Raw genomic sequence first — 24,210 nt, 5'->3', positions numbered from 1 at the left:
GTATCTTATCGAGCGCGCATCATAAGGCACGACGCCGCTCAATCCGGCATTTTCAGGGGACAGCCTCATGCCAATCGTACATATCAATCTGGTGGAAGGTCGCGACGACGCCACCGTCAAGGCCTGCGTGAAGGCCGTGGCACGCACCGTGCATGAAACGCTCGGTGCACCGCTCGAATCGATTCGTGTCTATGCTACGCAAGTGCCGGCCGCCCACTGGGCAGTGGGCGAGCGCACCAAGGACGAGCCGGCGGCGCCGGCCAAGGCTGGCGCGTGATGAGCTCGATCGAACGACACGACGAGGCGACGCGCGCGCGTCTGCAGCAGGCCGCCGACGCGTTGCACGAAGCCGAGCGCTCGCATCGGTTCATCGCCCCGTTGCGCGAGACATATGCGCCCTTGAGCATCGACGAGGCCTACGCGATTCAGCGCATCAACACCGAGCGCCGTCTGGCCGCGGGGCGCCGCATCGTGGGCTGCAAGATCGGCCTGACGTCGGTCGCGGTGCAAAAGCAACTGGGCGTGGACCAGCCGGACTTCGGCATGCTTTTCGACGACATGGGGTATGGCGACGGCGAGCCGATTCCCGCCTCGATCCTCACGCAGCCGAAGATCGAAGCCGAGATTGCGTTCGTGATTGGCCGCGACCTGAACCTCGACAATCCCGGACAGCTCGACGTGCTCAACGCGATCGACTACGCCTTGCCGGCGCTGGAGATCGTGGGCAGCCGCGTGGCCGACTGGAACATTCGGATTACCGACACGATCGCCGACAACGCGTCTTCGTCGGCTTTCGTCATCGGCAACACGCCGAAGAAGCTCTCCGAGTTCGACGTGCGCATGTGCGGCATGGTCATGGAGCGTCGCGGCGAGCCGGTGTCGGTGGGGGCCGGCGCCGCGTGCCTGGGCAGTCCGATCAACGCCGTGGTGTGGCTCGCCCGCACGATGGCGGCCGTGGGCACGCCGCTCAAGGCCGGCGACCTGGTGCTCTCCGGCGCGCTCGGCCCAATGGCGGCCGTGACGCCCGGCGATATTTTCGAGACCCGTATCAATGGCCTGGGTTCGGTGCGCGCCGTCTTCGCCCCGGCCGACTCTGCCAGCGAGGCTGCACGATGAGCCACATTCAAGACTACGCCAAGCTGCTCGACGACGCGGCGCACTTCGCCCACGAAGTCGAACAGTTCGATACCGACAATCGTCTGTCGCTCGACGACGCCTACGCCATCCAGGCCGCCTCGCTCGCCCGGCGTGCCGAACGCGGCGAGACGCGCGTGGGTGTGAAGATGGGGTTCACCAGCCGCGCGAAGATGATCCAGATGGGGCTGTCCGACGTGATCTGGGGGCGCCTGACGTCCGGCATGCAGGTCGAGGAAGGTACGACGATCGACTTCAAGCGCTACGTGCATCCGCGAGTCGAACCGGAAATCGCGTTCATTTTGAAGAAGCCGCTCGAAGGCAACGTCACGGGCCCGCAGGCGCTCGCGGCGGTCGAAGCCATCGCGCCGGCCATCGAGATCATCGATTCGCGCTACAAGGATTTCAAGTTCACGCTGCCCGAAGTGATCGCGGACAATGCGTCGTCCAGCGGCTTCGTGATCGGTGCGTGGCACGATCCGCACGTCGACTTCTCGAACCTCGGGCTGGCGATGACGCTCAACGGCCGCACGGTGCAGGTCGGGTCGACGGCGGCGCTGCTGGGGCATCCACTGCGTTCGCTGGTGGCGGCGGCGCGTTTGTCCGCGGCGGCCGGCGAACCGCTGCAGGCGGGCTGGATCGTGATGGCCGGCGGCGCCACGCCGGCCGAGTACATCCAGCCGGGGCAGTACGTCTCGGTCGAGATGGAAACGCTCGGTCGCGTGGGATTCCACGTCTGAGTCCGGCGGCGGGCAACGCGGCGGCGCCATGCGCCGATGCGACGCTCGCGCGGCATGGAAAAACACGGGGCGCACCTCAACGGGCGCCCCGTGTTTTTCCGGGCAATTCGAATCGTGGGGCGACGAAGGTGCAATGCACCGCTGCGTCGCGCTTCAGTGCCGCACGAGGCGGGCCATGACCCGCAGATCGTCGTCGATCGTGCGCACATCGGTGAAGCGGAACGTCAGCTTGTCGTCGAGCGACGACAGCGCCGGCAGATGGAACATGCCTTGCGCATCGCCGAGAACACAGGGTGCGAAATAGGCGAGCAGTTCGTCGACACAGTGCTCGCGCAACAGCGAGCCGTTGAGCTTGTACCCGGCTTCCACGTGGATTTCGTTGAGCTGACGCTCGCCTAGCACGCGCAGTAGCGCAGGCAGCGAGACTTTGCCGTTTGCGTTCGGCAAATCGAGCACTTCCACCCCGAGATCGCGCAGGCGCGCCACTCGCGCGGCGTCGCCGTTGGCGCACACCACGAGAGCGTTGCCGTCGGCGAGCACTCTCGCGGCCGGAGAAATGTCCAGATGCGAGTCGACGACGATGCGCAGCGGCTGGCGCGTGGTCTGCACCTCGCGCACGGTCAGCGAGGGATCGTCTTCGCGCACCGTACCGATACCCGTCAGGATGGCGCAGGCGCGTGCGCGCCACGCATGCCCGTCGGCGCGCGCGGCCGCACCGGTGATCCACTGACTCACGCCGTTGTTGAGCGCCGTCTTGCCGTCGAGGCTCGCGGCCACTTTCAGACGTACCCACGGCGTGCCGCGCGTCATGCGGGCGACGAAGCCGATGTTCATTTCGCGGGCTTCCTGTTCGAGCAGGCCGCAGCGCACGTCGACGCCGGCGTCGCGCAGCATGGCCAGTCCCCGCCCTGCGACGACGGGATTCGGATCTTCCATCGCGGCGATCACGCGCTTGACGCCGGCCTCGATGAGTCCTTTCGCGCAGGGCGGCGTGCGCCCGTAATGGCTGCACGGTTCGAGTGTGACGTAGGCGGTGGCGCCGCGGAGCGATTCGCCGCGTGCGCGAGCGTCTTTCATCGCCTGCACCTCGGCGTGGTCCTGTCCGGCGGGCTGGGTGAAGCCCTGGCCGATGACACGCCCGTCCTGCACGATCACACAGCCCACGCGCGGGTTCGGCGTGGTCGTGAACATGGCTTGCTCGGCAAGGGCGAGCGCGCGGCGCATGTAGGCGAAATCCTGTTCGGAAAACATGAGGCGTCAGAGCATCAATGGGCGGTCGGTCAAGGCATTGGCCGACGCAGCGCCGGCGTGCGCCGGCAGGGATTCGCGCGCGATCGCGCGCAGGGTCTCCAGGGCGTCGAGCACGCTCTGGACGTATCGTTCTTCGCGAAAACCGCCGCTCATCCGGGTCACGACGGCCTCCCACGTGCTCGCGGGCACCAGCGCGTTGACGCCCTTGTCGGCGATGAGCTCGATGTCGTGATCGGCGAGGTTGATGTACAGCAGAATACCCGTGCGCTCGTGCGTGTGCGCGATCCCGAGCTGGCGGAACAGATGCACCGCGCGTTGCCGGCACGTTTGACCGTGCCAGACGGCCGCGAGCGGCATGGCGGCTTCGATGACGAGCCGGATCTCGCAGCGGTGCTCCGATTCCGACGCCCGGATCGCGGCCTCGAGTGTGTCGAGCGCCTTGTCCGGGAAGATCCAGCGGGCATGAGCGCGCCACGTGCCGAGGTGTCGTAGCCAGCGCGAGAGGTTGTGCGCGCCGTTCGCGTCGGACGCCGGCGCGCACGCCCGATCGGGAGACGCGTCGCCGTGGTGAGGGTCTCTCGCGTGCGTGGGGGCAGTCGAGTGCGTTTCGTGTGCCATGGTGATCACCAGTTCCCCGACGAGCCACCGCCGTCGAATCCGCCGCCTCCGCCACCGCCGAAGCCGCCGCCACCGCCGCCGCCAAAGTCGCCACCGTCATTGCGGCCCCAGCCGCCGCCGAGTCCGCCACCCAGCCCGCCGCCGAGAACGCCGCCGAAACCGCCGGGGCCAATGCGGCCACCGCGGCCGCCGGTGAGCACGCGCGAGCGCGGATCGTTCACGTCGGCGCCGGGCAGGCCGGGGCCGCGGAAGCGCCGGCGGCTTTCCATGAGCACGACCATGCCGATGATGAACACGATGAATAGCAGTGGCAGGAAGTCGGACAGATCCGAGTGCGGCGCGCGCGTCGATGGCAGGTTCGGCGCAGGTAACGGCTCGTTGTTCATGGCGGCTTCCACGGCGGCCACGCCGGCGGCCAGGCCGCCGAAGAAGTCGCCGCTGCGGAAGTGGGGCGCCATCACGTCGCGCAGAATGCGACCGGAGATCGCGTCGGTGAGCGAGCCCTGCACGCCACGCCCGACTTCGATGCGCATCTTGCGCAGGTCGTTTGGATTTTCCTTGGCGATGAGCAGGATCACGCCGTCGTCGACACCCTTACGGCCCGCTTTCCACGCATCCGCCACGCGAATACTGTATTGATCGATGGTCTCCGGCGCTGTGGTGGGCACCATCAGGATGAAGATCTGACTGCCGCGCTGCTGTTCGTACTGCGCCAGTTGTGTCTCCAGAGCGTTTCGCTGCTCAGGCGTGAGCGTACCGGTAAGATCGGTCACGCGTGCCGTGAGCGCGGGCACGGCCACCAGGTCTTGCGCGTCGGCGGGCAGCGCGAGCCAGCACAGGCAAACGAGCGTCAGCGCCAGCAGGGCCCGGAACGCGCGCGCCGCCCGGCCATGGGCAGCACGCGGGGCATCCGGCCCGGGGAGGAATGCATGCCGGGCGGAATGCACCGACCGCGCCGAATTTGCCGCAATCGCCCGGATGGCCGGAACAGTCGCCATGACGGGCTCCTTAGAACTTGACCGCCGGCGCCGTCGAAATGGCCTTTTCGTTCTCGACCGTGAAGTTCGGTTTCGGGCCGTAGCCGAACATCTTCGCCGTCAGGTTGTTCGGGAACTGGCGCACGTAGACGTTGTAGTCCTGTACCGCCTGAATGTAGCGATTGCGTGCCACCGTAATGCGGTTCTCGGTGCCTTCGAGCTGCGACTGGAGGTCGCGGAACAGGCCATCGGCCTTCAGGTTCGGATAGTTCTCCGAGACGGCCATCAGTCGCGAGAGTGCACCGGAGAGCTCACCCTGCGCCTGCTGGAATCGCTTGAATGCCTCGGGGTCGTTCAGCGTCTCCGGCGTGACCGTGATGCTCGTGGCCTTCGCGCGCGCGTTGATCACTTCGGTCAGTGTCGATTGCTCGTGCGCGGCGTAGCCCTTGACCGTGTTCACCAGGTTGGGGACCAGATCGGCGCGGCGCTGGTACTGGTTCACGACCTCGCTCCAGGCCGCCTTGACGGCCTCGTCCTTGACCTGAATCTCGTTGTATCCGCAGGCGGAGAGCAGCGACGTGAGCAGCCCGAGGGCGAGCCAGCGCAGGAACGACTGACGAAGCTTGGTCGGCAGCGGCATTTGCATGATGTTTCCCCTTGTAATGTTCGAACAGGACGATGGGCGGCGCGCGGACGCCACGACGCAAAGCGTACGCCACCGACCCCGGGCGCTCACGCGAGCGTCCCAAACGCCTCGCGGGCGGCGGCGATCGTCGCGTCGATGATCGTGTCGTCGTGCGTGGCGGAGACGAAACCTGCCTCGAAGGCGCTCGGGGCGAGATAGACGCCGCGATCGAGCATGCCATGGAAGAATTTGTTGAAGCGGGCGACGTCCGACGTGGTCACTTCGGCGAAGCTCTGCGGTACGTTGGCGCGGAAGTACAGACCGAACATGCCGCCCACGCTGTCGGCCGAGAACGGCACGCCGGCCGCCTGCGCCGCGTCGACGAGGCCCTTCACCAGCCGCGACGTGCGGGTGGCCAGGTCTTCGTAGAAGCCCGGCGCCTGGATCAGTCTGAGCGTGGCGAGTCCGGCCGCCACGGCCAGCGGGTTGCCCGAGAGCGTGCCGGCCTGATAGACACCGCCCAGCGGCGCGAGATGCGACATGATGTCGCGTCGTCCGCCGAAGGCCGCCGCCGGCATGCCGCCGCCGATGACCTTGCCCAGGCAGGTGAGGTCGGCCGTGATGCCGTAGAGCGCCTGCGCGCCGCCCAGCCCCACGCGGAAGCCGCACATCACCTCGTCGAAAATGAGCACCGCGCCGTGCGCGGTGCACAGCTCGCGAAGCGATTGCAGAAAGTGTCGCGAGCCGCGCACGAGATTCATGTTGCCGGCGACCGGCTCGACGATCACCGCGGCGATTTCGCTACCCTGACCGGCAAAGAGCTCGCGCAGTTGCTCGACATTGTTGTACTCGAGCACGAGCGTGTCGCGCGTGACTTCGGGCGGCACGCCGGCCGAGGACGGCGCATTGCGCGTCGAATCGGCAAACGTGAGCAGACCGGAGCCGGCTTTCACGAGCAGGCTGTCGGCATGGCCGTGGTAGCAGCCTTCGAACTTCACGATCTTGGTGCGGCCCGTGAAGCCGCGCGCGAGACGCAGTGCGCTCATGGTCGCCTCGGTGCCCGAGGACACCAGTCGCACCTGTTCGATGGACGGCACGAGACGGCAGATTTCCTCGGCCATGACCACTTCGGCTTCGGTCGGCGCGCCGAAGCTGAAGCCTTGCGACATCGCGGTCTGCACGGCGGCAACGACGTCGGGATGCAGATGGCCGACGATCATTGGCCCCCACGAGCCGATGTAGTCGATATAGCGCGTGCCCTCGGCGTCCCACATGTAGGGACCCTGGGCGCGGGCGATGAAACGCGGGGTGCCGCCGACGGAGCGGAAAGCGCGAACGGGCGAGTTGACCCCGCCGGGAATGGTTTGCTGGGCGCGCTCGAAAAGGGCGGCGTTGGTGGTGGAATCGGACATGACTTCAGTTAGGCGGCGTTGACGGGCACACGGGCCCCAATGCGTCGATTCTAGCGGATGCCGCCCGGCAGCGGGACTTCTCGCGGGGCGGGGCATCTGTTAGATTGGGGGCAACTTTCTCAACGTCAAGGAAAAACAGGCCCGTCGACATGTCCACCGTGAACTCCCAACGTCCCTCGATCACCGTCTCGACGCTAGATGTCGAACGCCTCGAATCGCTCATGGCGCAGGCGCCGCGCGCGGCATTGCCGTATGTGGAGGCACTCGAAACAGAGCTTGCCCGGGCGAGTGTCGTTGACCCGGAGCAAATGCCGGCCGACATCGCCACCATGAATTCGGTGGTGCGCTATCGTGATCTGGCCACGCAGCAGGCCCACCGTGTGACGCTCGTGTATCCGCAGCATCTTGCAAGCACGGAGAACGGCCTGTCGGTGCTCGCGCCGGTGGGCAGCGCGCTGCTCGGACTGCGCGTCGGGCAGTCGATCCACTGGCAGGTGCCGGGCGGACGCCTGATCGAGCTCGAACTGCTAGGCATCGACTACCAGCCGGAAGCGGCTGGCGATTATCACCGCTGATTCACGTCTTCCGCAGCATCATTGGGAGATTCGGATCTCCCGAGTCTCCCAAACATCCCCCGTCGCACACAACGTCTTCCTCGGGCTCGACTGTCGGCTCGTCGTTCCGCGCAGTCTCGGCCACGCCGAAACTTCCCGCTTGCTCCCCGGCGCCTTTCCCCTGGCGATGTCCACGGTCGTTCGAAGCGTTACGCGCGACACGTAGCCGCGCCTCGTTCACCGACGCAGCCAGCCGCGCGCGATCGGCCATGCCAGCAGGCGTCGATAGATGCCTTCGAACACCGCGGTCACGATGCGGCTGGTCTCGCGCGCGCCGGCGCTGCGCATGATCAGCGCGACCACGATCGAGACGACGAGCCCGCCGAGCATGTCGACGGGCCAATGCACGCCCAGGTAGACACGCGCCCAGCACACGGGCAGGGCACAGAGCAGCAGCAGCTTGCCGAGCAGTCGCGGCGTGCGTGCGACCGTGCCCATCAACACGAACGCGGACGTGAACATGATCGAGGCGTGATTGCTGGGAAATGCACTGGTGGCAGCGTGCGGGAGCAGGTTAGTGCCCAGTCCGGCAACGAAGGGGCGCGGCTCGAACCAGGCCAGCCCGATGACGAAGTTGACCAGCAGCACCAGGCCTACGCCCAGCAGGCCGTGCACGGCCCCTTCGCGGTCGCGTCCGCCCGCGAGCCAAAGCGTCGCCAGACCGACGGGCAAGAGCAGAATCAGGTACTTGGCGAGAAAGACGGCGACGGCCAGTTCGCCTTCGCTGACGTTGGGCGACGCGTTGATGGCCAGAAAGAGAGCGCGATTGATCGAATCCATTGAGTCCGGAGGGCGAAAAAATAGCCGCCGGCCCCCACGACCCCACCGGACTGCCCCGGGGGGCGGTGCCAGCGCATCGACGGCCGCCGGCAGGCGGATTATGACGAAAACATGACGGATTCTGACTGAGCCGCCGGCCGGTGGAAAGTTTCCATTGTCATCATTTTGTAACACGTTGAATTGTCACTTTTCTTTCGACGCTCTCGGGGGTAGAATCGCGCCGTCTTAGTTCTCAGGAGGTCCTTCCGTGGACAGTAGTTCCAGTGGTAGTTGCCGGTCGACGCAGGTCGACGCCAATATCGCGAGTTAGTCCCCGGGATCTTCCCCGCCGCTGACTCGCATCGTCGGGTCGGCGCGCTCCTCAGACATTCCTCTTGATTGCCCATCATTCCTGGCCGTCGCGCCGGGGGACCGGTTTGGGCTATATCGATGGCGGGTGTCTTTCGTAGCACGCTCCCTAGCAAGTTTTACGTATGCCGTTCGGGCTGTCCTGCCGTGCGCGTGCGTTCGCGTTTCGTTTCCACCGCCTCGCGGGCGGAGAACGCGAACCCGGCGCCCGCGCGGGTCGGATCGCCGCGCGGCCGGGGGATTTAACGTGTCCCGCTACTCCATGACCCTTCGCGGAGGCAATCCGCAAGCCCTGATGCTGCCGTCGCAGTGTCTGCATCACTTTCACGTCGATCCGCATGCCGAGAGCGCTGGCGTTGCCCGACCGGGCGCGCGAGCACGCGTCGTGCAGTGGTTGCGCGCGGTGATGCGCCGGGGGTGAAAAGCACGCGGGCTGATCCGCGCTGATGACGTTTCCGGGGCGCCGGCGATCCGCCGGCGCGCCCAATGGCTCTCCAAGGATGTATCCGATGCAACAAGCTCTCACGCTCAGCGAGCGTCTGATTGCGGTGCTTGGCGCGCGCCTCGGCCTGCGCTTCTTCCGCCGTCGCGACATGCTCGAAACCCTCGATGCGCCCGCCCATGGCCACGAGGCACCGCCAGGTCTGGCCGACGCCGCGCGCGACGCGGGGCCGGACCTGCTCGCGCGTCTGCACACCACTCGCGACGGCCTGTCCGACGACGAAGCGGCGACCGTGCGCGAGCATGTGGGCGCCAACGAAGTCGAGCACGAGAAGCCGCTGCCCTGGTGGCGCCATCTCTTCAACTGCTACCGCAATCCGTTCAATCTGCTGCTCTCGGCCCTGGCCGCGGTCTCGTACGCGACCGACGACACCGAGGGAACGATCATCATCGCAACGATGGTGATCATTTCCACGGTGTTGCGATTCGTGCAGGAAGCGCGTTCGAACAAGGCGGCCGAGAAGCTCAAGGCCATGGTCCGCACCACGGCCACCGTGCTGCGTCGCGACACCGCGATCGACGCGGCGAATGTGCGCCCGCTGGGCCGCATGGGCCGCGAGATCCCGCTCGCCGACCTCGTGCCGGGCGATATCGTGCTGCTCGCGGCGGGCGACATGATTCCGGCGGACGTGCGCATCCTTAGCGCCAAGGACCTGTTCGTCTCGCAGTCGGCGCTCACGGGCGAGGCGCTTCCGGTCGAGAAGTTCGCGCACGCTTGCGAATCCGGCGGCAGCAACCCGCTCGCTTACGACAATCTCGCGTTCATGGGCACGAACGTGGTGAGCGGCTCGGCCACGGCCGTCGTGGTTGCGACGGGTGCGCGCACGTTCTTCGGGTCGCTCGCGCAGCGCGTCACCGCGCAGCAGCCCACGGTCACGTCGTTCCAGCAGGGCGTGAACCGCGTCTCGTGGGTGCTCATCCGCTTCATGATGGTCATGACGCCCATCGTGCTGCTCATCAACGGCTTTACCAAGCATGACTGGCTCGAAGCCTCGCTCTTCGCGCTGTCGGTGGCCGTTGGCCTCACGCCCGAAATGCTGCCGATGATCGTGACGGCCACGCTCGCCAAGGGTGCGGTAGTCCTCTCGCGCAAGAAAGTCATCGTCAAGCGCCTCGACGCGATCCAGAACTTCGGCGCCATGGACGTGCTGTGCACCGACAAGACAGGCACGCTCACGCAGGACAGGATCTGCCTGGAGCGCCACACCGACGTCTGGGGCCACGCCTCGGAAGATGTGCTCGAGTACGCGTACCTCAACAGCTTCTATCAGACGGGGCTCAAGAACCTGCTCGACGTAGCCGTGCTCGACCATGCCGAATTGCACCAGCGGCTCGACGTGGTCAACCGCTATCGCAAGATCGACGAAATCCCGTTCGACTTCCAGCGCCGTCGCATGTCGGTGGTGGTGAGCGAGAACGGCGAGCATCACGAGTTGATCTGCAAGGGGGCGGTGGAAGAAGTGCTGGCCGTGTGCGACCGGGTGCAGCACGGCGCGAATGTGGAGCCGCTCACGCCCGACGTGCTCGCACGCCTGCGCCGCGTGACGGCGGACCTGAATGCCGAGGGGCTGCGCGTCGTGGCGGTGGCCACGCGCCATCTGCCGCCGGTGCGCGAGCGCTACGGCATTGCCGACGAGAGCGCCCTGGTGCTGGTCGGCTACATCGCGTTTCTCGATCCGCCCAAGGAGTCGACGGCCCCGGCACTGAGCGCGCTCGCCGCGTCGGGCGTCGACGTCAAGGTGCTGACCGGCGACAACGATCTCGTGACGGCCAAGGTCTGCCGGGAGGTCGGCCTGAAGGTGACCGGCTGCGTGCTGGGCGACGACATCGAATCGATGAGCGACGCCGAACTGGCGCAGTCGGTCGAGCGGGCCAACGTCTTCGCGAAGCTCACGCCGGCGCACAAGGAGCGCCTGGTGCGCACGCTGCGCGCGAACGGCCACGTGGTCGGCTTCATGGGCGACGGCATCAACGACGCGCCCGCGCTGCGCGCGGCCGACATCGGCATTTCGGTGGACACCGCCGTGGATATTGCCAAGGAGGCCGCCGACCTCATCCTGCTGGAAAAGAGCCTCATGATGCTCGAGCAGGGCGTGATCGAAGGGCGGCGTACGTTCGCGAACATGCTCAAGTACATCAAGATGACCGCCAGTTCGAACTTCGGCAATGTTTTCTCGGTGCTGATCGCAAGTGCGTTCCTGCCGTTCCTGCCGATGCTCCCGCTGCAGCTGCTCACGCAGAACCTGCTCTACGATCTGTCGCAGACCACGATTCCGTTCGACAACGTCGACGACGAGCAACTGACGAAGCCGCAACAGTGGAATCCGGCGGATCTGTCGCGCTTCATGGTGTTCTTCGGCCCGATCAGCTCAATTTTCGACGTGCTGACGTTCGTCGCGATGTGGCACCTGTTCGGCGCGAACAGTGCGGAACATCAGTCGCTGTTCCAGTCGGGATGGTTCGTCGAGGGGCTGCTCTCGCAGACGCTCATCGTGCACCTGATCCGCACGCGCCGTCTGCCCTTCATTCAGAGCCGCGCCGCCTGGCCGCTGATGCTGATGACGGGCGCGGTCATGCTGATCGGCCTGATGCTGCCGATGTCGCCGTTTGCCGACACGTTCAGGATGCAGGCGCTGCCCCTCGCGTATTTCCCGATGCTCGCCGCGATCCTGCTCGCCTACGCCGTGCTCACGCAGATGATGAAGGGCATGTTTGCACGCCGCTTCGGCTGGCAGTGATACGGCACGCCCTGCGCACCGATCCGATTCAGTTGGCGCGTGGGCGCAACGTGTGCGAGGGCCAGGCGGACGCGCCGAGTTCCGCCTCAAAACGATCCGGACGAGCTGGACGGCCCGCATGCGTCGACGGCGCCAGGCGACGTCTGGGCGGTACCGAGATGTCAAGTTCGGCATACAGCTCGTCCAGCGCTTCGCGCGTGCCCACGAGCAGGGCGGTCGTGCAACCCGTCACATCGGTGACGACGCTGACGAGCGTGCGGCCCTGGCAGGTTTCGCGCGCGGCCACGAACCGTGTCGAGGTCAGTGCGGCGAGGGTGGCGAACCGTTCGGCCTGCAAGATGCCGGTGATCTGAAACATCGGCTGCGACGCGCCGGTCGCGCGCGCCGCCAGGCGCACATTCGTGCCGTCGGTGCGTGCGCCGAGCGCGGCGAAGAGTCGGTCGCGGCGCTGTGCACCAAGGGCGCAACCGTCGCCGTGCACCCAGCGGGAAATCGTGCCGGCGGCGATGCCGGTCGCGTAAGCGAGCCGGGCGAGCGTGGTGCCGGAGAGCTTGATGAGCAGACGTGCAACGGTGCGGTGATGGCGTTCGAGGTCGTCCATGGCGATGGGTGTGTGGGTGAGAGGGGCGACGTCGAGCCGCGTCAGAAGGCCATGGTCACTTCGAGTTGCGCATCGAGTTCCTTGCGCAGCGACGTCGTGCACGGCATCAGGGGGCGGCGCACCGTCTGCGCGCACAGTCCGAGCGAGGCGAGCGCGGCCTTGATCGCCACCGGATTGGGCTCGGCAAACAGCCGCCGCATGAGGGGCTTCATGCCGTTGAACAGTGCCGTCGCGTGCACCATGTCGCCGTCGCGCGCATAGCGCAGGAGCTTGAGGAACAGGTCCGGCCGCACATGAGCGGCGGCCGAAATGCAGCCCGTCGCACCGGCCTGCAATGCGGGCAGCAGTTGCAGGTCGTCGCCGCACAGCACCGGCAGGTCGACTTGCGACGGCAGACGCACAAGCGCATCGGCGTCGCACTCCTTGATGGCCGCGAAGCGCTCGTGCGACGCCAGTTCGCGGATCGTTTCGACGTCGAGCGCCACACCGGTGCGCAACGGCACGTCGTAGAGCACGATCGGCTTGCGCGTGCCGGCGGCGAGCGCGCGGTAGTGCCAGAGGATGCCCTCCTGCGACGGACGCAGATAGTAGGGCGGCGAGACGAGATACCCCGAGAGGGGCAAATCGTCGAGCTGGCGCATCTGCCGCGCGGCGTGGCTCGTGTCGGCCGCGCCGATACCCGCGAGTATCGGCGCGTGACCGCGAGCGAGATGGCAGGCGGCTTCGACGAGCCAGCGGCGCTCCTCGTCGTCGAGCAGCGCGCCTTCGCCGGTGGTGCCGGCCACCACGAGGCCGTCGACGCCCGCGGCGAGGTAGTAGTCCACGAGGCGTGCGAACGCGTGGCGATCGATCCGGTCGCCGTTGGCGCCGGTCATGGGCGTGACGAGCGGAATCCACACGCCGAGAAAGCGGGTTGAATGCATAGGATGGGTGGCGAATTAAGGGGACGGCTGGCGCAATGGCACAGGATCGTTACAGGCGGTCCGCGCCGGACGTCAGGCGGCGGGGCGCAGTCGCAGCACGCCGAATTCGGCCTCGGGCAGCGACTGCATCACCGCATGCATGGCGTGCGAGGCTTCGACGCGCGGCAAGGCAATCGACACCACGGCGGCCGTATCGCGCCGGATCGGGCGAATCGTCTCGACGCGCCAGGGCGGGGGCAGGCGCATGGCGAGCGTGACCGCCAGCGTCGAGACAGCGGTGCGGCTGAGTGTGATGTCGAGCGTCGCGTCGAGGCGAACGCGGGGGCTGTGGCGATTGCGTTGACGCGCGATGTTGCGCTTGGCCGCGATGCCGGGCATGCCGCCGATGCGCGGCATCGCGGCGTTGGCAGCGGGAGGTTCGAGGTTGGCGGGCTGGGCAAGCGTGGGCATGGCAACGTGTCGGATGACGACGGAAGTGACGACGAAGCCAGTCTAGGGACGCACGAATAAAAAAGGCGTCAAGATTTCCTGACGCCCTGGTGCGGCGAATGCGACGCGACGCGAAGGCGTCGTCGTCAACTGTCCTTCGGATACTCGGCGTCGTCGAAGAGCACGCAGGCGCCGTGCGGCGCGGCGCCGACATTGCGGCGGAACAGCGAGAAGACGTTGCGCCAGGGATCGAACGGGCGTTGCGGCGGCGACGCCGGGCGGCGTGCGGCGAGTGTGGCGTCGTCGATTTCGCAATGAAGGAGGTTCTTTTCGCAGTCGATGGTGATGATGTCGCCATCCTGCACGCGCGCGAGCATGCCGCCCTGCTCGGCTTCGGGCGACAGATGAATGGCGGCGGGTACCTTGCCGGACGCGCCCGACATCCGGCCGTCGGTCACGAGCGCCACATGGTGACCTTCGTCCTGCAGCAGGCCGAGCATCGGCATGAGCTTGTGCAGCTCCGGCATGCCGTTCGCGCGGGGCCCCTGAAAGCGCACCACCACGACCACGTCGCGCGTCAGTTCACCCGCCTTGAACGCGGCCTGGGCGGACTCCTGATCCGAGAACACACGTGCCGGTGCGCGCACTTTCTGGTGCTCGGGTTTGACGGCCGACGACTTGATGACGGCACGTCCGAGATTGCCGGCGAGCATGCGCAGGCCGCCCTCGGGCGCAAACGGACGCGAGGCCGGACGCACGATGTTCTCGTCAAGCGATTCGGCGGGGGCGTCCTGCCAGCACAGCACGTCGTCGCGCAGGCAGGCTTCCTGTGTGTACGCGCGCAGACCGTGCCCCATGACCGTGGTCACGTCGTTGTGCAGGAAGCCGGCGTCGAGCAGTTCGCGAATCAGGAAATTCAGCCCACCCGCCGCCTGGAACTGGTTCACGTCGGCCTTGCCGCTCGGGTAGATGTGAGCGAGTAGCGGCGTGACGTCGGAGAGATCCGCGAAGTCCTGCCAGTCGAGCAGGATGCCGCCCGCGTGCGCCATCGCGACCAGGTGCAGTGAGTGGTTGGTCGAGCCGCCGGTCGCGAGAAGGCCGACCACGCCGTTGACGAAAGCGCGCTCGTCGAGAATCTGCGACGTGGTGATGCCCGATTTCGCGAGGGCCACCGCGCGCGCCGTGGCGGCTTGCGTGAGCGCATGACGCAGCGGCGTATGCGGGTTGACGAATGACGCGCCTGGCAGATGCAGGCCCATGAATTCCATGAGCATCTGGTTGCTGTTCGCCGTGCCGTAGAACGTGCAGGTGCCTTCGGCGTGATAGGCCGCGAGTTCGGCGTCGAGCAGCGCGGCGCGCGTGACGCGCCCCGCGGCGTACTCCTGGCGGATGCGCGACTTCTCGTCGTTGGGCAGTCCCGAGGGCATGGGGCCGGCCGGACTGAACACGGCGGGCAGGTGGCCGAACGCCTGTGCAGCAATCACGAGACCCGGCACGATCTTGTCGCATACGCCGAGGAACATGGCCGCGTCGAACATCTGGTGCGAGAGCGCGACCACCGACGCCATGGCGATCACGTCACGGGAGAAGAGCGACAGTTCCATGCCGGCATAGCCTTGCGTCACGCCGTCGCACATGGCGGGCACGCCGCCGGCCACCTGGGCGCTTGCGCCATGCGAGCGCGCCGCCGACTTGATGATGTCGGGGAACTCGGCGAACGGCGCGTGCGCCGAAAGCATATCGTTGTAGGCGGTGACGATGCCGATGTTGGGGGTGCGTTCGGAGCGGATCCTGAGACGGTCGTCGGCGGGCGCCGCGGCCAACGCATGAGCGAGGTTGGCGCATCCGATCCTCTCCCGTCCGGGCTGTCCCTGCGCGGCGCGGTCCACGCCCTCCAGATAGGCCTGACGGGACGTCCGGCTACGCTCGATCAGGCGCGCTGTCACGCGCTTGACCACCGGATGCAGCGACACGTTGTGCGAAGACTGGGTCATGTTGATTCCGGGACGTTGTGGGGCTTGTGGGGATTCCGATGTTTCGGGTCTTCCGTGGATGCCTGGCCTTCCGGGGATTGCGGGGCTTTCGAGCCTTTCGCGTGTTTCGGCCACTCGAGCCTCAAGTTCACCCACGCGGGACGTGCGCCGGCGGCGTCTGCTTCGGGCGGGCTCATCCCGCGCCGCCGGGCCTCGTCATGCTGGCCTCGAGGCGTAGTCAAAGCACGAGATTTGGTTGATTTGCAGTGTAGTTAAACTACAATGCAGTGTCAAAGTTGCGCTCTTTCGGTGCCATCCTCTCTGCCATGCATACGCCTTCACCCTATACCTTTGTGTTGTTCGGTGCCACCGGCGATTTGTCGCTGCGCAAGGTGCTCCCTTCGCTGTTCCGGGCGTTCCGCACGGGGCAGCTCGGTTCCGACGCTCCGGTCGATGACCCGGACGCGAGCGCCACCGGCCGCATTCTGGCCGTCTCCCGCAAACCGATGGATGCCGCCGGTTACCACGCCTGGTGCGAGGCGCACGTGCGCAGCCATATCAAGCCCGACGTGTGGGACGAGGCGGCGTGGAAGCGGTTTCTGGCGACGATCGATTACATGCCGCTCGATCTCGGGCGCCAGGCGGAATTCGACGTGCTGGCCGCACGGCTGGCGAAACGACCCGGCGTGCGCATCTTCTATCTGGCCACCGGGCCATCGTTGTTCATTCCGATTTGCGAAGGGCTGCGGAGCGTGGGGCTCAACGAGAACGGGCGCATCGTGCTGGAGAAGCCGCTGGGCCACGATCTCGCATCGTCCGAGGCGATCAACGACGCCGTGGGTGGGATCTTCCGCGAAGACCAGATTTACCGCATCGACCATTACCTCGGAAAGGAGGCGGTGCAGAACCTGCTCGCGCTGCGTTTCGGCAACGCCATTTTCGAACCGCTGTGGCGGCGTGACCTGATCGAGAACATTCAGATCACGATTGCGGAGGAGATCGGGGTGGAGGGGCGCGGCGAGTTCTATGAGCAGACGGGCGCGCTGCGCGATATGGTGCAGAACCACTTGCTGCAACTGCTGGCCATCGTGGCGATGGAGCCGCCGTTGTCGATGGACGCCGATGCCGTGCGCGACGAGAAGCTGCGCGTGCTGCGTTCGCTGCGCCGGCTCGACGACGAGTCCGTGGCCCGCAACGTGGTGCGCGGGCAATACGGCGGCGGGGCCATCGGCAAGTCGGCCGTATCCGCTTACCTGGACGAGCCGGGTGTGCCCGCCGACAGCCAGACCGAAACGTTCGTGGCCCTGAAGGCGGACATCGACAACTGGCGCTGGGCCGGCGTGCCGTTTTTCCTGCGTACGGGCAAGCGCCTGGGCGAGCGCGTGGCGGAGATCGTCGTCAACTATCGCGCCACGCCGTATCCGCTGCTCGGCGAGGCAACGACGCACCCCGGCGTGAACCGTCTCGTCATTCGTCTGCAACCGAACGAATCGATCCGCCTCTACTGCCTGGCGAAGCAGCCGGGCGAGGGAATGAACCTGCAATCGGTTCACCTCGATCTCGCGTTCGATCAGTTCTTCAAGGGGCACCGCATGGATGCCTACGAGCGCTTGTTGCTCGACGTCATCAACGGACGTCTGGCGCTGTTCGTGCGACGCGACGAACAGGAGCAGGCCTGGCGCTGGGTCGCGCCGATCCAGGCGTACTGGGCGCGCCAGCACAAGGGGCCGAAGCGCTATGCCGCCGGTACCTGGGGGCCGCCTGCCGCGAGCGCGCTGCTCACGCAGTACGGCACGAGCTGGGTGGAAGAAGACAACTGAGACGGATCGCGGCGCGCGGTGGCGGCCGCCCGGCGCTGTTGCGTGCAGCGCGTTGCGTCCACCGCCAACGCAAACGGAGGTAGACACCCATGATCCACTGGCGAATTTTCCCATCCCGCGAAGCGCAGGCCCAGGCACTCGCGAACGCGGTCGTCGCCGGACTCGACGAAGCCTTGACGATCCGCCCGCGTGCGCTGCTCGCCGTGTCTGGCGGCACAAGCCCGCGGCCCTTTCTCACACAACTCGCCCGGCTCCCGGTGGCATGGCGCGATGTCGACATCACGCTGGTCGACGACCGCTGGCTGCCGTCCACGCACGACGAGAGCAACGCACGGCTCGTGGCCGAGACGCTGCTGCCCCATGCGAGCGGCGCGCATTGGTTGCCGCTCGTCGACACGCGCACGGACGCCTCGTTGCAGGTGCGCACGCTCAACGACACCTGGACGCACGGCGTGCCGCAGGTGTGTGTGCTGGGCATGGGCGAAGACGGGCATACGGCGTCACTCTTCGCCGATGCTCCGCAGTGGCGCGAAGCGATCACCACCCGTGAGAAGTTCGTGCTCGTGCATCCGCAACGCGCGCCGCACGTGCGGGTGTCATGGTCGCTGGCGGCGCTCGCGGCCAGCGATCGGCTCATGCTGCAGATTCAGGGCCCGGCCAAGCGGGCCGTACTGGAAGCGGCGCAGGACGAGGTGCAGGACAACGCCATTTCCCGGCTGATCCACCATGAAGGAGTGAGTCTCGATGTCTTCTGGAGTGAGGAATAATCCGCCGCATCTGAGCGGGCCGCGTCTGCTTGCCGACATCGGCGGCACCAACGCTCGCTTTGCCCTGGAAATTTCGCCGGGCGACCTCGTCGAAATTCGCGATTACGCGTGCGACGATTACGCCGGCGTTCCCGAAGTCATTCGCGCCTATCTCGACGATGCCGATCACGCCGAGCCCGTGCGGCATGCGGCGATCGCCATCGCCAACCCGATCGAAGGCGACGAAGTGCGCATGACGAACCGCGACTGGCACTTCTCGATCGAAGCCACGCGACGTGCGCTGCGTTTCGAAACGCTCCTGGTGGTCAACGATTTCACCGCGCTGGCCATGGCGCTTCCGTATCTTAGCGACGCGCAAAAGCACCAGATCGGGGGCGGCGAGCCGCGTCCGAACGGCGTCATCGGTTTGCTGGGGCCGGGCACGGGCGTGGGCGTATCGGGACTGATCCCGGCCGCGGACCGGTGGATCGCGCTGGGCAGCGAGGGCGGCCACACGACGTTCGCGCCGGTCGACGAGCGTGAAATCGACGTCCTGCGCTACGCGTGGACGCATTTTCCGCATGTGTCTTTCGAGCGCCTCGTGGCGGGGCCGGGCATGGCGCTCGTCTATCAGGCGCTGGCCGCGCGTGAGGGCCGCGAGGTGCCGGCGATCGAGACCCCCGAGATTGCGAAACTCGCGCATGCGGGCGACCCGCTTGCGCGCGAGACCGTCGACTGCTTCTGCGCGATGCTCGGTACCCTCGCGGGCAATGTGGCGGTGACGCTGGGGGCGGTCGGCGGCGTCTATCTCGGCGGCGGCGTGATCCCCAAGCTCGGCAAGCTGTTCGAGGACTCCCCGTTTCGCCGGCGCTTCGAAGCCAAGGGGCGCTTCGAGGCCTATCTGAAGAAGATTCCGACGTACGTGATCACGGCCGATCATCCGGCGTTTCTCGGCACGTCCGCGATTCTCGCCGAACAACTCGGCACGCACGCGGCGGGCGCGGGGGCATTGATCGACCGACTGCATCGTCTGCGTGACCGGCTGAGTCCGGCGGAGCAGCGCGTTGCCGAACTCACGTTGAAGCAACCGCGTGCGTTGCTGGCGGAACCGGTGGCCGAGATCGCCCGACTGGCGCGAGTGAGTCAACCCACGGTAATCCGATTTTGCCGCAAGCTCGGCTGCCAGGGCCTGTCGGACTTCAAGCTCAAGCTGGCGAGCGCCCTTACCGGCACGTTGCCGGTGCGCCACGGGCAGGTGCACGTGGGCGACTCGGCGGCGGAGTTCAGCGCCAAGGTACTCGACAACACCGTCTCGTCGATTCTGCAGATGCGCGAGCACCTCGACGCCCGGACGGTCGAGTCCGCTGTCACATTGCTCGACGGGGCGCGTCGCATCGAGTTCTACGGCCTGGGAAATTCGGGCGTGATCGCGCAGGATGCGCACTACAAGTTCTTCCGCTTCGGCATGCCAACCATCGCCTACGGTGACCCGTATCTGTTGCAGGCCGCCGCGGGTTTGCTGGGTGAGGGCGACGTGGTGGTGGCAATTTCCGCGTCGGGCCGCTCGGCGGATCTCAATCGTGCCGTGGATATTGCCGTGGGGCGCGGGGCGAAGGTCATCGCGCTCACGGCGCGAAACTCGCCGCTGGCGCGCAAGGCCACGCTGGTGCTGCCGAACGATCACGTCGAGACGATGGGCGCGCACGTGACGATGATCGCCCGGATACTGCATCTGGCGGCCATCGACGTGCTGGCCGTCGGTGTGGCGATCCGGCGCGCCGGTCCGGGCGGGCAGGCCGGGGGCGAGGGCGCACTCGACTGGCTCGGTCACGGCAGCGGACAGGATACCGACAGCAAGCAGACCGCAAGCCGACAGGAACCTGCCAGGAAGCTCGCATGATGCGGCTCGGGGCCTCAACGCGCCGAGGGGCACTGCGCAGGATTCGGTTTCAGACGGCGGCCGGCGGACGTCGCTTGAAATTCCTAAACCTGTTTATCATAATGCGGCATATGAAAATGTCCGATTCCGCCCGACGATTCGGTTTTCTCGTGGCAGACGTCCAGCGTCTGTTCGGACGCCGCTTCGAACAGCTCGCGCAGCGCACGCTGCCGCTCACGCGCGCGCAGTGCCGCTTGCTGGTCTATCTCGCCGACAATCGCGGCGTGAGCCAGACGGTGCTGGCCGACATCCTGGAGACCCCCATGCAGACGCTCGCTCGTACGCTCGAGCGCATGGAGGAGGCGGGGTGGGTACGGCGCCGGCCGGACGCGCGCGATCCTCGCATCGAACGTTTGTTCGTCACGCGCGCGGCGGTGGCGCAGCTCGAAGTCGCCCGCGCGCTCTCGGACGAAGTGCGCAACGAGGCGATGCAGGGTCTCACGGCATTCGAATGCGTCCAACTGACGCAGTTGTTGCAGAAGGTGCGTCGAAATCTCGCCAATGTCGTGCCGATGCCGCTCGACACCGTGGTGCCTGCGGCGTTGCGCCGCGAGGGGCCGAGCGATGGGCCGCATCGCGAACCGGCGGCCTCGAACGCTGCCGTCTGCCCGAGTGCGCACCGTCTCGACGGTCCCGACGACGGGCCGTCGGAATGCACCGACTTGCGGCCGCGGTAGGACGCGCCTAGCATGGGAGTCTCCTAACCCGACGCCGGAGACTGACATGTCGAATCACGTGTACAAGCAGATCGAGCTGACCGGCTCGTCGACGCAATCGATCGACGATGCCGTCAAATGTGCCATCGAGCGCGCGAGCAAGACGTTGCGCAACCTGAACTGGTTCGAAATCACGGAAACCCGAGGCCACATCGAGGACGGCAAGGTCGCTCACTGGCAAGTCACGCTCAAGGTCGGCGTGCGACTGGAAGACTGATCGGGCGAGGTTCGCAGGCATCGGAGCCACCGACCGGATGCGTGTCCCGCGACTGCCCCCAGACCCCGCGTGTTCTGCCTTTTCCCGTGTCGATGCGAAGCGGATCGTCACGGGAATTCGCCTCGTCGCAGGCATACGCTGGTGCCGTATAGTCGTGTCACAATAGGCGCATACTCGAGATCATGAAAAAGACAGAAGAGGTTTGCGCATGTCCGAACAAGAACCGGTCCATGCCACCCGATCGATTGCGGATCCGGTGGAAGCCGTCGCCTACCTGAAGACGATTTACGACGCCAACACGGCGTACCTTCGCGCCGCGTTCGAGCGCTTTTCGACGCAGAAAGATACCGCGCGGCGGGTGAGCGCGCATTACCCGTTCATTCGCATCACCACCGAAGACATCACTCAGCTCGACAAGCGCCTGTCCTACGGCTTCGTGTCGGGGCCGGGCACCTACCAGACGACCGTCACGCGTCCCGACCTGTTCGAGAATTACTACATCGAGCAGCTTCGCCGCCTCGCGCACAACCACGGCGTGGCATTCGAAGTGGGGGTGTCGGACGAGCCGATTCCCGTTCACTTCGCCTATCAGGACGGTGTGTACCTCGAGGGCGATCTCGACCAGACTCACCTGCGTGCCATGCGCACCGTGTTCGACGTGCCCGATCTGGCGGCGATGGATGACAGTATCGTGAACGGCACGCGCGACCCGCTGCCCGACGAGATTCTGCCGCTCGCGCTGTTCACGGCGCCGCGCGTGGACTATTCGCTGCACCGCCTGCGTCACTACACGGCGACCTCACCCGAGCATTTCCAGAACTACGTGCTCTTCACCAACTACCAGTTCTATATCGACGAGTTCGTCGAATTGGGACGGGAATTGATGAGCGAGACCGACGATCCGGCGCTGCGCGAATACCGCAGCCAATACACGGCGTTCGTCGAACCCGGCAATGTCACGCACTGGAACCAGAACATCGGGGCGCGCCCGCCCGAGGGCACTTCGCCTTCGCGGTTGCCGCAGATGCCGGCCTACCACCTCGTGCGCCCGGACAACACGGGCATCACCATGGTCAACATCGGCGTGGGCCCGTCGAATGCGAAGACGATCACCGATCACATCGCGGTGCTTCGCCCGCATGCCTGGGTGATGCTCGGGCACTGCGCGGGGCTGCGCAATTCGCAACGTCTGGGCGACTACTGCCTCGCGCACGGCTATGTTCGCGAAGACCACGTGCTCGACGACGACCTGCCACTGTGGGTGCCGGTGCCGCCGCTGGCCGAGGTGCAGGTGGCGCTCGAGCGCGCCGTGGCCGACGTGACGCAGCTCGACGATTTCGAACTCAAGCGCGTGATGCGCACGGGAACGGTGGTGACGGTGGACAACCGCAACTGGGAACTGCGCGATCACCGCGAGCCCGTGCAGCGCATGAGCCAGAGCCGCGCCATCGCGCTCGACATGGAGAGCGCGACCATCGCGGCGAATGGTTTTCGCTTCCGGGTGCCATATGGAACCTTGCTGTGCGTGAGTGACAAGCCGCTGCATGGCGAATTGAAACTGCCCGGCATGGCGGACCGCTTCTATCGCGAGCGGGTCGATCAGCATCTGAAGATCGGCGTGAAGGCGATGGAACTGTTGCGCGACAACGGCCTCGATCGACTGCATAGCCGCAAGCTGCGAAGCTTCAACGAAGTCGCGTTCCAGTAACGGCTGTCGACGGACAAAAAAAGCGCGCAGGCCTCCCGGTCGCGCGCTTTTTTGCATTGGCGAACTGGTATTCGCCGCTGTTCACCGGTCGTTCGCTATCGACTCACGGCTTATGCGAACACACGCTTCGCATGAATGCCCAGGCCGAGCGCCACGCTGGCGAGGCGGTCGCCATGGACGGGCGTAGCCTTCGGGAAGGCGGCGCACATCGCGTCCGACAGACAGCGCAGGCCGGTGGAGCCGCCTGTGAAGTACAGTGCATCGACGTCGTCGGCCCGAAGCCCCGCCAGCGATGCCGTGTGCACGGCGCCCGCCGTGATGCTGGCGATCTCGTCGCTCACCGCTTCCACCAGGCCGACTTCGGAAAATGCAATGCCGAGATCGCGCTCGATCACCGACAGGTCGATGTACGTCTCGCCACCCGACGAGACCGCGATCTTCGCGTCTTCCGCATGGCCCACGAGCGCGTGTCCTAGGCGTTGCTCCACGGTACGCATGAGACGGCGGTGGTGCGCCGGATCCGCATACAGATGCGCGGTCAGCGCGAGCTCGCCCACGCGTTTGGGCGTGTACACGGTATTGATCAGATGCCACGTGGCGAGATCGAAGTAAATGCGGTTGGGCACTTCCTTGCCGTCGGGGCCGAGGGCCTTGTAGCCGAGTTCGCGAAGAATGGTGGCCAGCTCGATGCGCCGGTCGAAGTCCGTTCCCGCGATGTGCACGCCGTGGTGGGCCAGCACGTCGTCCTTGCGCTCCAGACGGCGAGCACGCTCCGGGCCCACGCGCACGAGCGAGAAGTCCGACGTGCCGCCGCCGATGTCGACCACGAGCACCTGCTGCTCCTGCGTGAGGCGCGACTCGTAGTCGAATGCCGCCGCAATCGGCTCGAACTGGAACTGAACGTCCTGGAACCCCACGTCGCGCGCGCTCTGTTCGAGCGAGCGTTGTGCGGCGGCGTCGGCACGCGGGTCGTCGTCGACGAAGAACACCGGGCGGCCCATGACCACCTGGCGCAGGTCGCCGCCGTCCGCTTTCAGGGCGTGCGAGCGCAAATGACGCAGGAAGGTGGCGATGATGTCGATGTAGCGCATCGCCGAGCCGTTGCCGAGGTCGGTGGTGCTTTCGATCAGGGAGGAACCGAGCAGGCTCTTGAGCGAGCGCATGAGACGCCCGTCGTAGCCGTCGACGTAATCGGCCACGGCCTGTCGGCCGAACGAGGCGCGGCCACCTTCATCGGCATTGAAGAACACGGCGGTGGGCAGGGTGCCGTAGCCGGCTTCAAGTTCGACCAGACGCATGGCGTCGCCGCTCTGAATGGCGACGGCGGAATTCGAGGTGCCGAAATCGATGGCGCAGAAACTCATGGCATTTGCGGCCCGCGCAGGCGAGCCGTAAAAGGT

General features: G+C 66.3%; 23 protein-coding genes. 12 read left to right on the top strand and 11 right to left on the bottom strand.

The genetic code is table 11. The features are described from left to right. Positions 1 to 67: 67 nt before the first annotated feature. Genes PMO31116_RS14770 through PMO31116_RS14760 form a run of 3 tightly spaced genes read left to right on the top strand, consistent with a single transcriptional unit; the run spans position 68 to position 1,874 of the window. Positions 68 to 277, top strand: a complete 210-nt coding sequence (locus tag PMO31116_RS14770; protein ID WP_023597244.1) for a tautomerase family protein — start codon at positions 68 to 70, stop codon at positions 275 to 277. Further along, a complete protein-coding gene (locus PMO31116_RS14765; RefSeq protein ID WP_150567377.1) occupies positions 277 to 1,116 on the top strand; it encodes a 2-keto-4-pentenoate hydratase in 840 nt (279 codons plus the stop codon). The genes PMO31116_RS14770 and PMO31116_RS14765 overlap by 1 nt, the downstream gene beginning before the upstream one ends. Continuing rightward, on the top strand, positions 1,113 to 1,874 hold the full coding sequence (locus tag PMO31116_RS14760; protein ID WP_150567376.1) for a 2-keto-4-pentenoate hydratase: 762 nt from the start codon (positions 1,113 to 1,115) through the stop codon (positions 1,872 to 1,874). The genes PMO31116_RS14765 and PMO31116_RS14760 overlap by 4 nt, the downstream gene beginning before the upstream one ends. Before the next feature lie 153 nt (positions 1,875 to 2,027). Here the strand turns inward: PMO31116_RS14760 and ribD are convergent, their stop codons facing one another. From ribD to hemL, 5 genes are all read right to left on the bottom strand, one after another. Next, entirely contained in the window at positions 2,028 to 3,125 is a 1,098-nt protein-coding gene (gene ribD, locus PMO31116_RS14755; protein WP_150567375.1) for a bifunctional diaminohydroxyphosphoribosylaminopyrimidine deaminase/5-amino-6-(5-phosphoribosylamino)uracil reductase RibD, read from the bottom strand. A gap of 6 nt (positions 3,126 to 3,131) precedes the next feature. Continuing rightward, positions 3,132 to 3,743, bottom strand: coding sequence for a TPM domain-containing protein (locus tag PMO31116_RS14750; protein ID WP_150567374.1), 612 nt, complete (start codon positions 3,741 to 3,743; stop codon positions 3,132 to 3,134). 5 nt (positions 3,744 to 3,748) lie between these two features. Then, positions 3,749 to 4,741 (bottom strand): TPM domain-containing protein, encoded by a 993-nt coding sequence (locus tag PMO31116_RS14745; protein WP_150567373.1) that lies wholly within the window; start codon positions 4,739 to 4,741, stop codon positions 3,749 to 3,751. Between the two features lie 10 nt (positions 4,742 to 4,751). After that, positions 4,752 to 5,366, bottom strand: coding sequence for a LemA family protein (locus PMO31116_RS14740; RefSeq protein ID WP_150567372.1), 615 nt, complete (start codon positions 5,364 to 5,366; stop codon positions 4,752 to 4,754). 86 nt (positions 5,367 to 5,452) lie between these two features. Next, on the bottom strand, positions 5,453 to 6,757 hold the full coding sequence (gene hemL, locus PMO31116_RS14735; protein WP_150567371.1) for a glutamate-1-semialdehyde 2,1-aminomutase: 1,305 nt from the start codon (positions 6,755 to 6,757) through the stop codon (positions 5,453 to 5,455). 149 nt (positions 6,758 to 6,906) lie between these two features. On the opposite strand from hemL, the gene rnk reads away from it, so the two are divergent. Next, a complete protein-coding gene (rnk, locus tag PMO31116_RS14730) occupies positions 6,907 to 7,332 on the top strand; it encodes a nucleoside diphosphate kinase regulator (RefSeq protein WP_023597236.1) in 426 nt (141 codons plus the stop codon). A gap of 216 nt (positions 7,333 to 7,548) precedes the next feature. Here rnk and PMO31116_RS14725 read toward each other — a convergent pair whose 3' ends face one another. Further along, complete coding sequence (locus tag PMO31116_RS14725) at positions 7,549 to 8,151, bottom strand: phosphatase PAP2 family protein (RefSeq protein ID WP_150567370.1); 603 nt, start codon at positions 8,149 to 8,151, stop codon at positions 7,549 to 7,551. A gap of 610 nt (positions 8,152 to 8,761) precedes the next feature. Between PMO31116_RS14725 and PMO31116_RS23745 the strand changes: the two genes are divergently transcribed. Continuing rightward, on the top strand, positions 8,762 to 8,920 hold the full coding sequence (locus PMO31116_RS23745) for a hypothetical protein (RefSeq protein WP_174971353.1): 159 nt from the start codon (positions 8,762 to 8,764) through the stop codon (positions 8,918 to 8,920). Positions 8,921 to 9,008: 88 nt separating this feature from the next. Then, on the top strand, positions 9,009 to 11,738 hold the full coding sequence (gene mgtA, locus PMO31116_RS14720; RefSeq protein WP_150567369.1) for a magnesium-translocating P-type ATPase: 2,730 nt from the start codon (positions 9,009 to 9,011) through the stop codon (positions 11,736 to 11,738). A 28-nt stretch (positions 11,739 to 11,766) separates the two neighbouring features. Here the strand turns inward: mgtA and PMO31116_RS14715 are convergent, their stop codons facing one another. From PMO31116_RS14715 to edd, 4 genes are all read right to left on the bottom strand, one after another. Then, on the bottom strand, positions 11,767 to 12,339 hold the full coding sequence (locus PMO31116_RS14715) for a hypothetical protein (RefSeq protein ID WP_150567368.1): 573 nt from the start codon (positions 12,337 to 12,339) through the stop codon (positions 11,767 to 11,769). 41 nt (positions 12,340 to 12,380) lie between these two features. Then, complete coding sequence (gene dapA, locus PMO31116_RS14710) at positions 12,381 to 13,262, bottom strand: 4-hydroxy-tetrahydrodipicolinate synthase (RefSeq protein WP_150567367.1); 882 nt, start codon at positions 13,260 to 13,262, stop codon at positions 12,381 to 12,383. 72 nt (positions 13,263 to 13,334) lie between these two features. Continuing rightward, positions 13,335 to 13,712 (bottom strand): hypothetical protein, encoded by a 378-nt coding sequence (locus tag PMO31116_RS14705; protein WP_150567366.1) that lies wholly within the window; start codon positions 13,710 to 13,712, stop codon positions 13,335 to 13,337. Between the two features lie 125 nt (positions 13,713 to 13,837). After that, the gene (gene edd / locus PMO31116_RS14700) at positions 13,838 to 15,685 is read right to left on the bottom strand and encodes a phosphogluconate dehydratase (RefSeq protein ID WP_150567365.1); all 1,848 of its coding nucleotides are present in this window, start codon (positions 15,683 to 15,685) and stop codon (positions 13,838 to 13,840) included. 305 nt (positions 15,686 to 15,990) lie between these two features. Here edd and zwf point away from each other — a divergent pair, with 305 nt between their 5' ends. From zwf to PMO31116_RS14670, 6 genes are all read left to right on the top strand, one after another. Next, positions 15,991 to 17,484: a glucose-6-phosphate dehydrogenase gene (gene zwf / locus PMO31116_RS14695; RefSeq protein ID WP_150567364.1), complete on the top strand. Its 1,494-nt coding sequence runs from the start codon at positions 15,991 to 15,993 to the stop codon at positions 17,482 to 17,484. An 89-nt stretch (positions 17,485 to 17,573) separates the two neighbouring features. Then, a complete protein-coding gene (pgl, locus tag PMO31116_RS14690; RefSeq protein ID WP_150567363.1) occupies positions 17,574 to 18,251 on the top strand; it encodes a 6-phosphogluconolactonase in 678 nt (225 codons plus the stop codon). Further along, the gene (locus PMO31116_RS14685; RefSeq protein WP_150567362.1) at positions 18,229 to 20,130 is read left to right on the top strand and encodes a bifunctional transcriptional regulator/glucokinase; all 1,902 of its coding nucleotides are present in this window, start codon (positions 18,229 to 18,231) and stop codon (positions 20,128 to 20,130) included. Before pgl ends, PMO31116_RS14685 begins: the two co-directional genes overlap by 23 nt. Positions 20,131 to 20,246: 116 nt before the next feature. After that, positions 20,247 to 20,846, top strand: coding sequence for a MarR family winged helix-turn-helix transcriptional regulator (locus tag PMO31116_RS14680; protein WP_174971350.1), 600 nt, complete (start codon positions 20,247 to 20,249; stop codon positions 20,844 to 20,846). A gap of 46 nt (positions 20,847 to 20,892) precedes the next feature. Then, complete coding sequence (locus PMO31116_RS14675; RefSeq protein ID WP_023597227.1) at positions 20,893 to 21,102, top strand: dodecin; 210 nt, start codon at positions 20,893 to 20,895, stop codon at positions 21,100 to 21,102. Between the two features lie 208 nt (positions 21,103 to 21,310). Next, the gene (locus PMO31116_RS14670; protein ID WP_150567360.1) at positions 21,311 to 22,810 is read left to right on the top strand and encodes an AMP nucleosidase; all 1,500 of its coding nucleotides are present in this window, start codon (positions 21,311 to 21,313) and stop codon (positions 22,808 to 22,810) included. 110 nt (positions 22,811 to 22,920) lie between these two features. On the opposite strand, the gene PMO31116_RS14665 is transcribed toward PMO31116_RS14670, so the two are convergent. Further along, entirely contained in the window at positions 22,921 to 24,174 is a 1,254-nt protein-coding gene (locus PMO31116_RS14665; protein ID WP_150567359.1) for an Hsp70 family protein, read from the bottom strand. Positions 24,175 to 24,210: the final 36 nt, after the last annotated feature.

The organism is Pandoraea morbifera, from assembly GCF_902459575.1.
Taxonomy (GTDB): Bacteria; Pseudomonadota; Gammaproteobacteria; order Burkholderiales; family Burkholderiaceae; genus Pandoraea; species Pandoraea morbifera.
The sequence above is the reverse complement of the archived record's forward strand: the minus strand, read 5'-3'. Positions and strand labels throughout refer to the sequence as shown.

Coding starts and splice junctions, on each gene's coding strand:
- PMO31116_RS14665 (WP_150567359.1), bottom strand. CDS start 24,174: ATGAGTTTCTGCGCCATCGATTTCGGCACCTCGAATTCCGCCGTCGCC.
- PMO31116_RS14670 (WP_150567360.1), top strand. CDS start 21,311: ATGTCCGAACAAGAACCGGTCCATGCCACCCGATCGATTGCGGATCCG.
- PMO31116_RS14725 (WP_150567370.1), bottom strand. CDS start 8,151: ATGGATTCGATCAATCGCGCTCTCTTTCTGGCCATCAACGCGTCGCCC.
- PMO31116_RS14715 (WP_150567368.1), bottom strand. CDS start 12,339: ATGGACGACCTCGAACGCCATCACCGCACCGTTGCACGTCTGCTCATC.
- PMO31116_RS14675 (WP_023597227.1), top strand. CDS start 20,893: ATGTCGAATCACGTGTACAAGCAGATCGAGCTGACCGGCTCGTCGACG.
- PMO31116_RS14745 (WP_150567373.1), bottom strand. CDS start 4,741: ATGGCGACTGTTCCGGCCATCCGGGCGATTGCGGCAAATTCGGCGCGG.
- PMO31116_RS23745 (WP_174971353.1), top strand. CDS start 8,762: ATGACCCTTCGCGGAGGCAATCCGCAAGCCCTGATGCTGCCGTCGCAG.
- pgl (WP_150567363.1), top strand. CDS start 17,574: ATGATCCACTGGCGAATTTTCCCATCCCGCGAAGCGCAGGCCCAGGCA.
- zwf (WP_150567364.1), top strand. CDS start 15,991: ATGCATACGCCTTCACCCTATACCTTTGTGTTGTTCGGTGCCACCGGC.
- PMO31116_RS14680 (WP_174971350.1), top strand. CDS start 20,247: ATGTCCGATTCCGCCCGACGATTCGGTTTTCTCGTGGCAGACGTCCAG.
- PMO31116_RS14765 (WP_150567377.1), top strand. CDS start 277: ATGAGCTCGATCGAACGACACGACGAGGCGACGCGCGCGCGTCTGCAG.
- PMO31116_RS14685 (WP_150567362.1), top strand. CDS start 18,229: ATGTCTTCTGGAGTGAGGAATAATCCGCCGCATCTGAGCGGGCCGCGT.
- PMO31116_RS14760 (WP_150567376.1), top strand. CDS start 1,113: ATGAGCCACATTCAAGACTACGCCAAGCTGCTCGACGACGCGGCGCAC.
- edd (WP_150567365.1), bottom strand. CDS start 15,685: ATGACCCAGTCTTCGCACAACGTGTCGCTGCATCCGGTGGTCAAGCGC.
- PMO31116_RS14705 (WP_150567366.1), bottom strand. CDS start 13,712: ATGCCCACGCTTGCCCAGCCCGCCAACCTCGAACCTCCCGCTGCCAAC.
- PMO31116_RS14750 (WP_150567374.1), bottom strand. CDS start 3,743: ATGGCACACGAAACGCACTCGACTGCCCCCACGCACGCGAGAGACCCT.
- PMO31116_RS14770 (WP_023597244.1), top strand. CDS start 68: ATGCCAATCGTACATATCAATCTGGTGGAAGGTCGCGACGACGCCACC.
- hemL (WP_150567371.1), bottom strand. CDS start 6,757: ATGTCCGATTCCACCACCAACGCCGCCCTTTTCGAGCGCGCCCAGCAA.
- mgtA (WP_150567369.1), top strand. CDS start 9,009: ATGCAACAAGCTCTCACGCTCAGCGAGCGTCTGATTGCGGTGCTTGGC.
- PMO31116_RS14740 (WP_150567372.1), bottom strand. CDS start 5,366: ATGCAAATGCCGCTGCCGACCAAGCTTCGTCAGTCGTTCCTGCGCTGG.
- ribD (WP_150567375.1), bottom strand. CDS start 3,125: ATGTTTTCCGAACAGGATTTCGCCTACATGCGCCGCGCGCTCGCCCTT.
- dapA (WP_150567367.1), bottom strand. CDS start 13,262: ATGCATTCAACCCGCTTTCTCGGCGTGTGGATTCCGCTCGTCACGCCC.
- rnk (WP_023597236.1), top strand. CDS start 6,907: ATGTCCACCGTGAACTCCCAACGTCCCTCGATCACCGTCTCGACGCTA.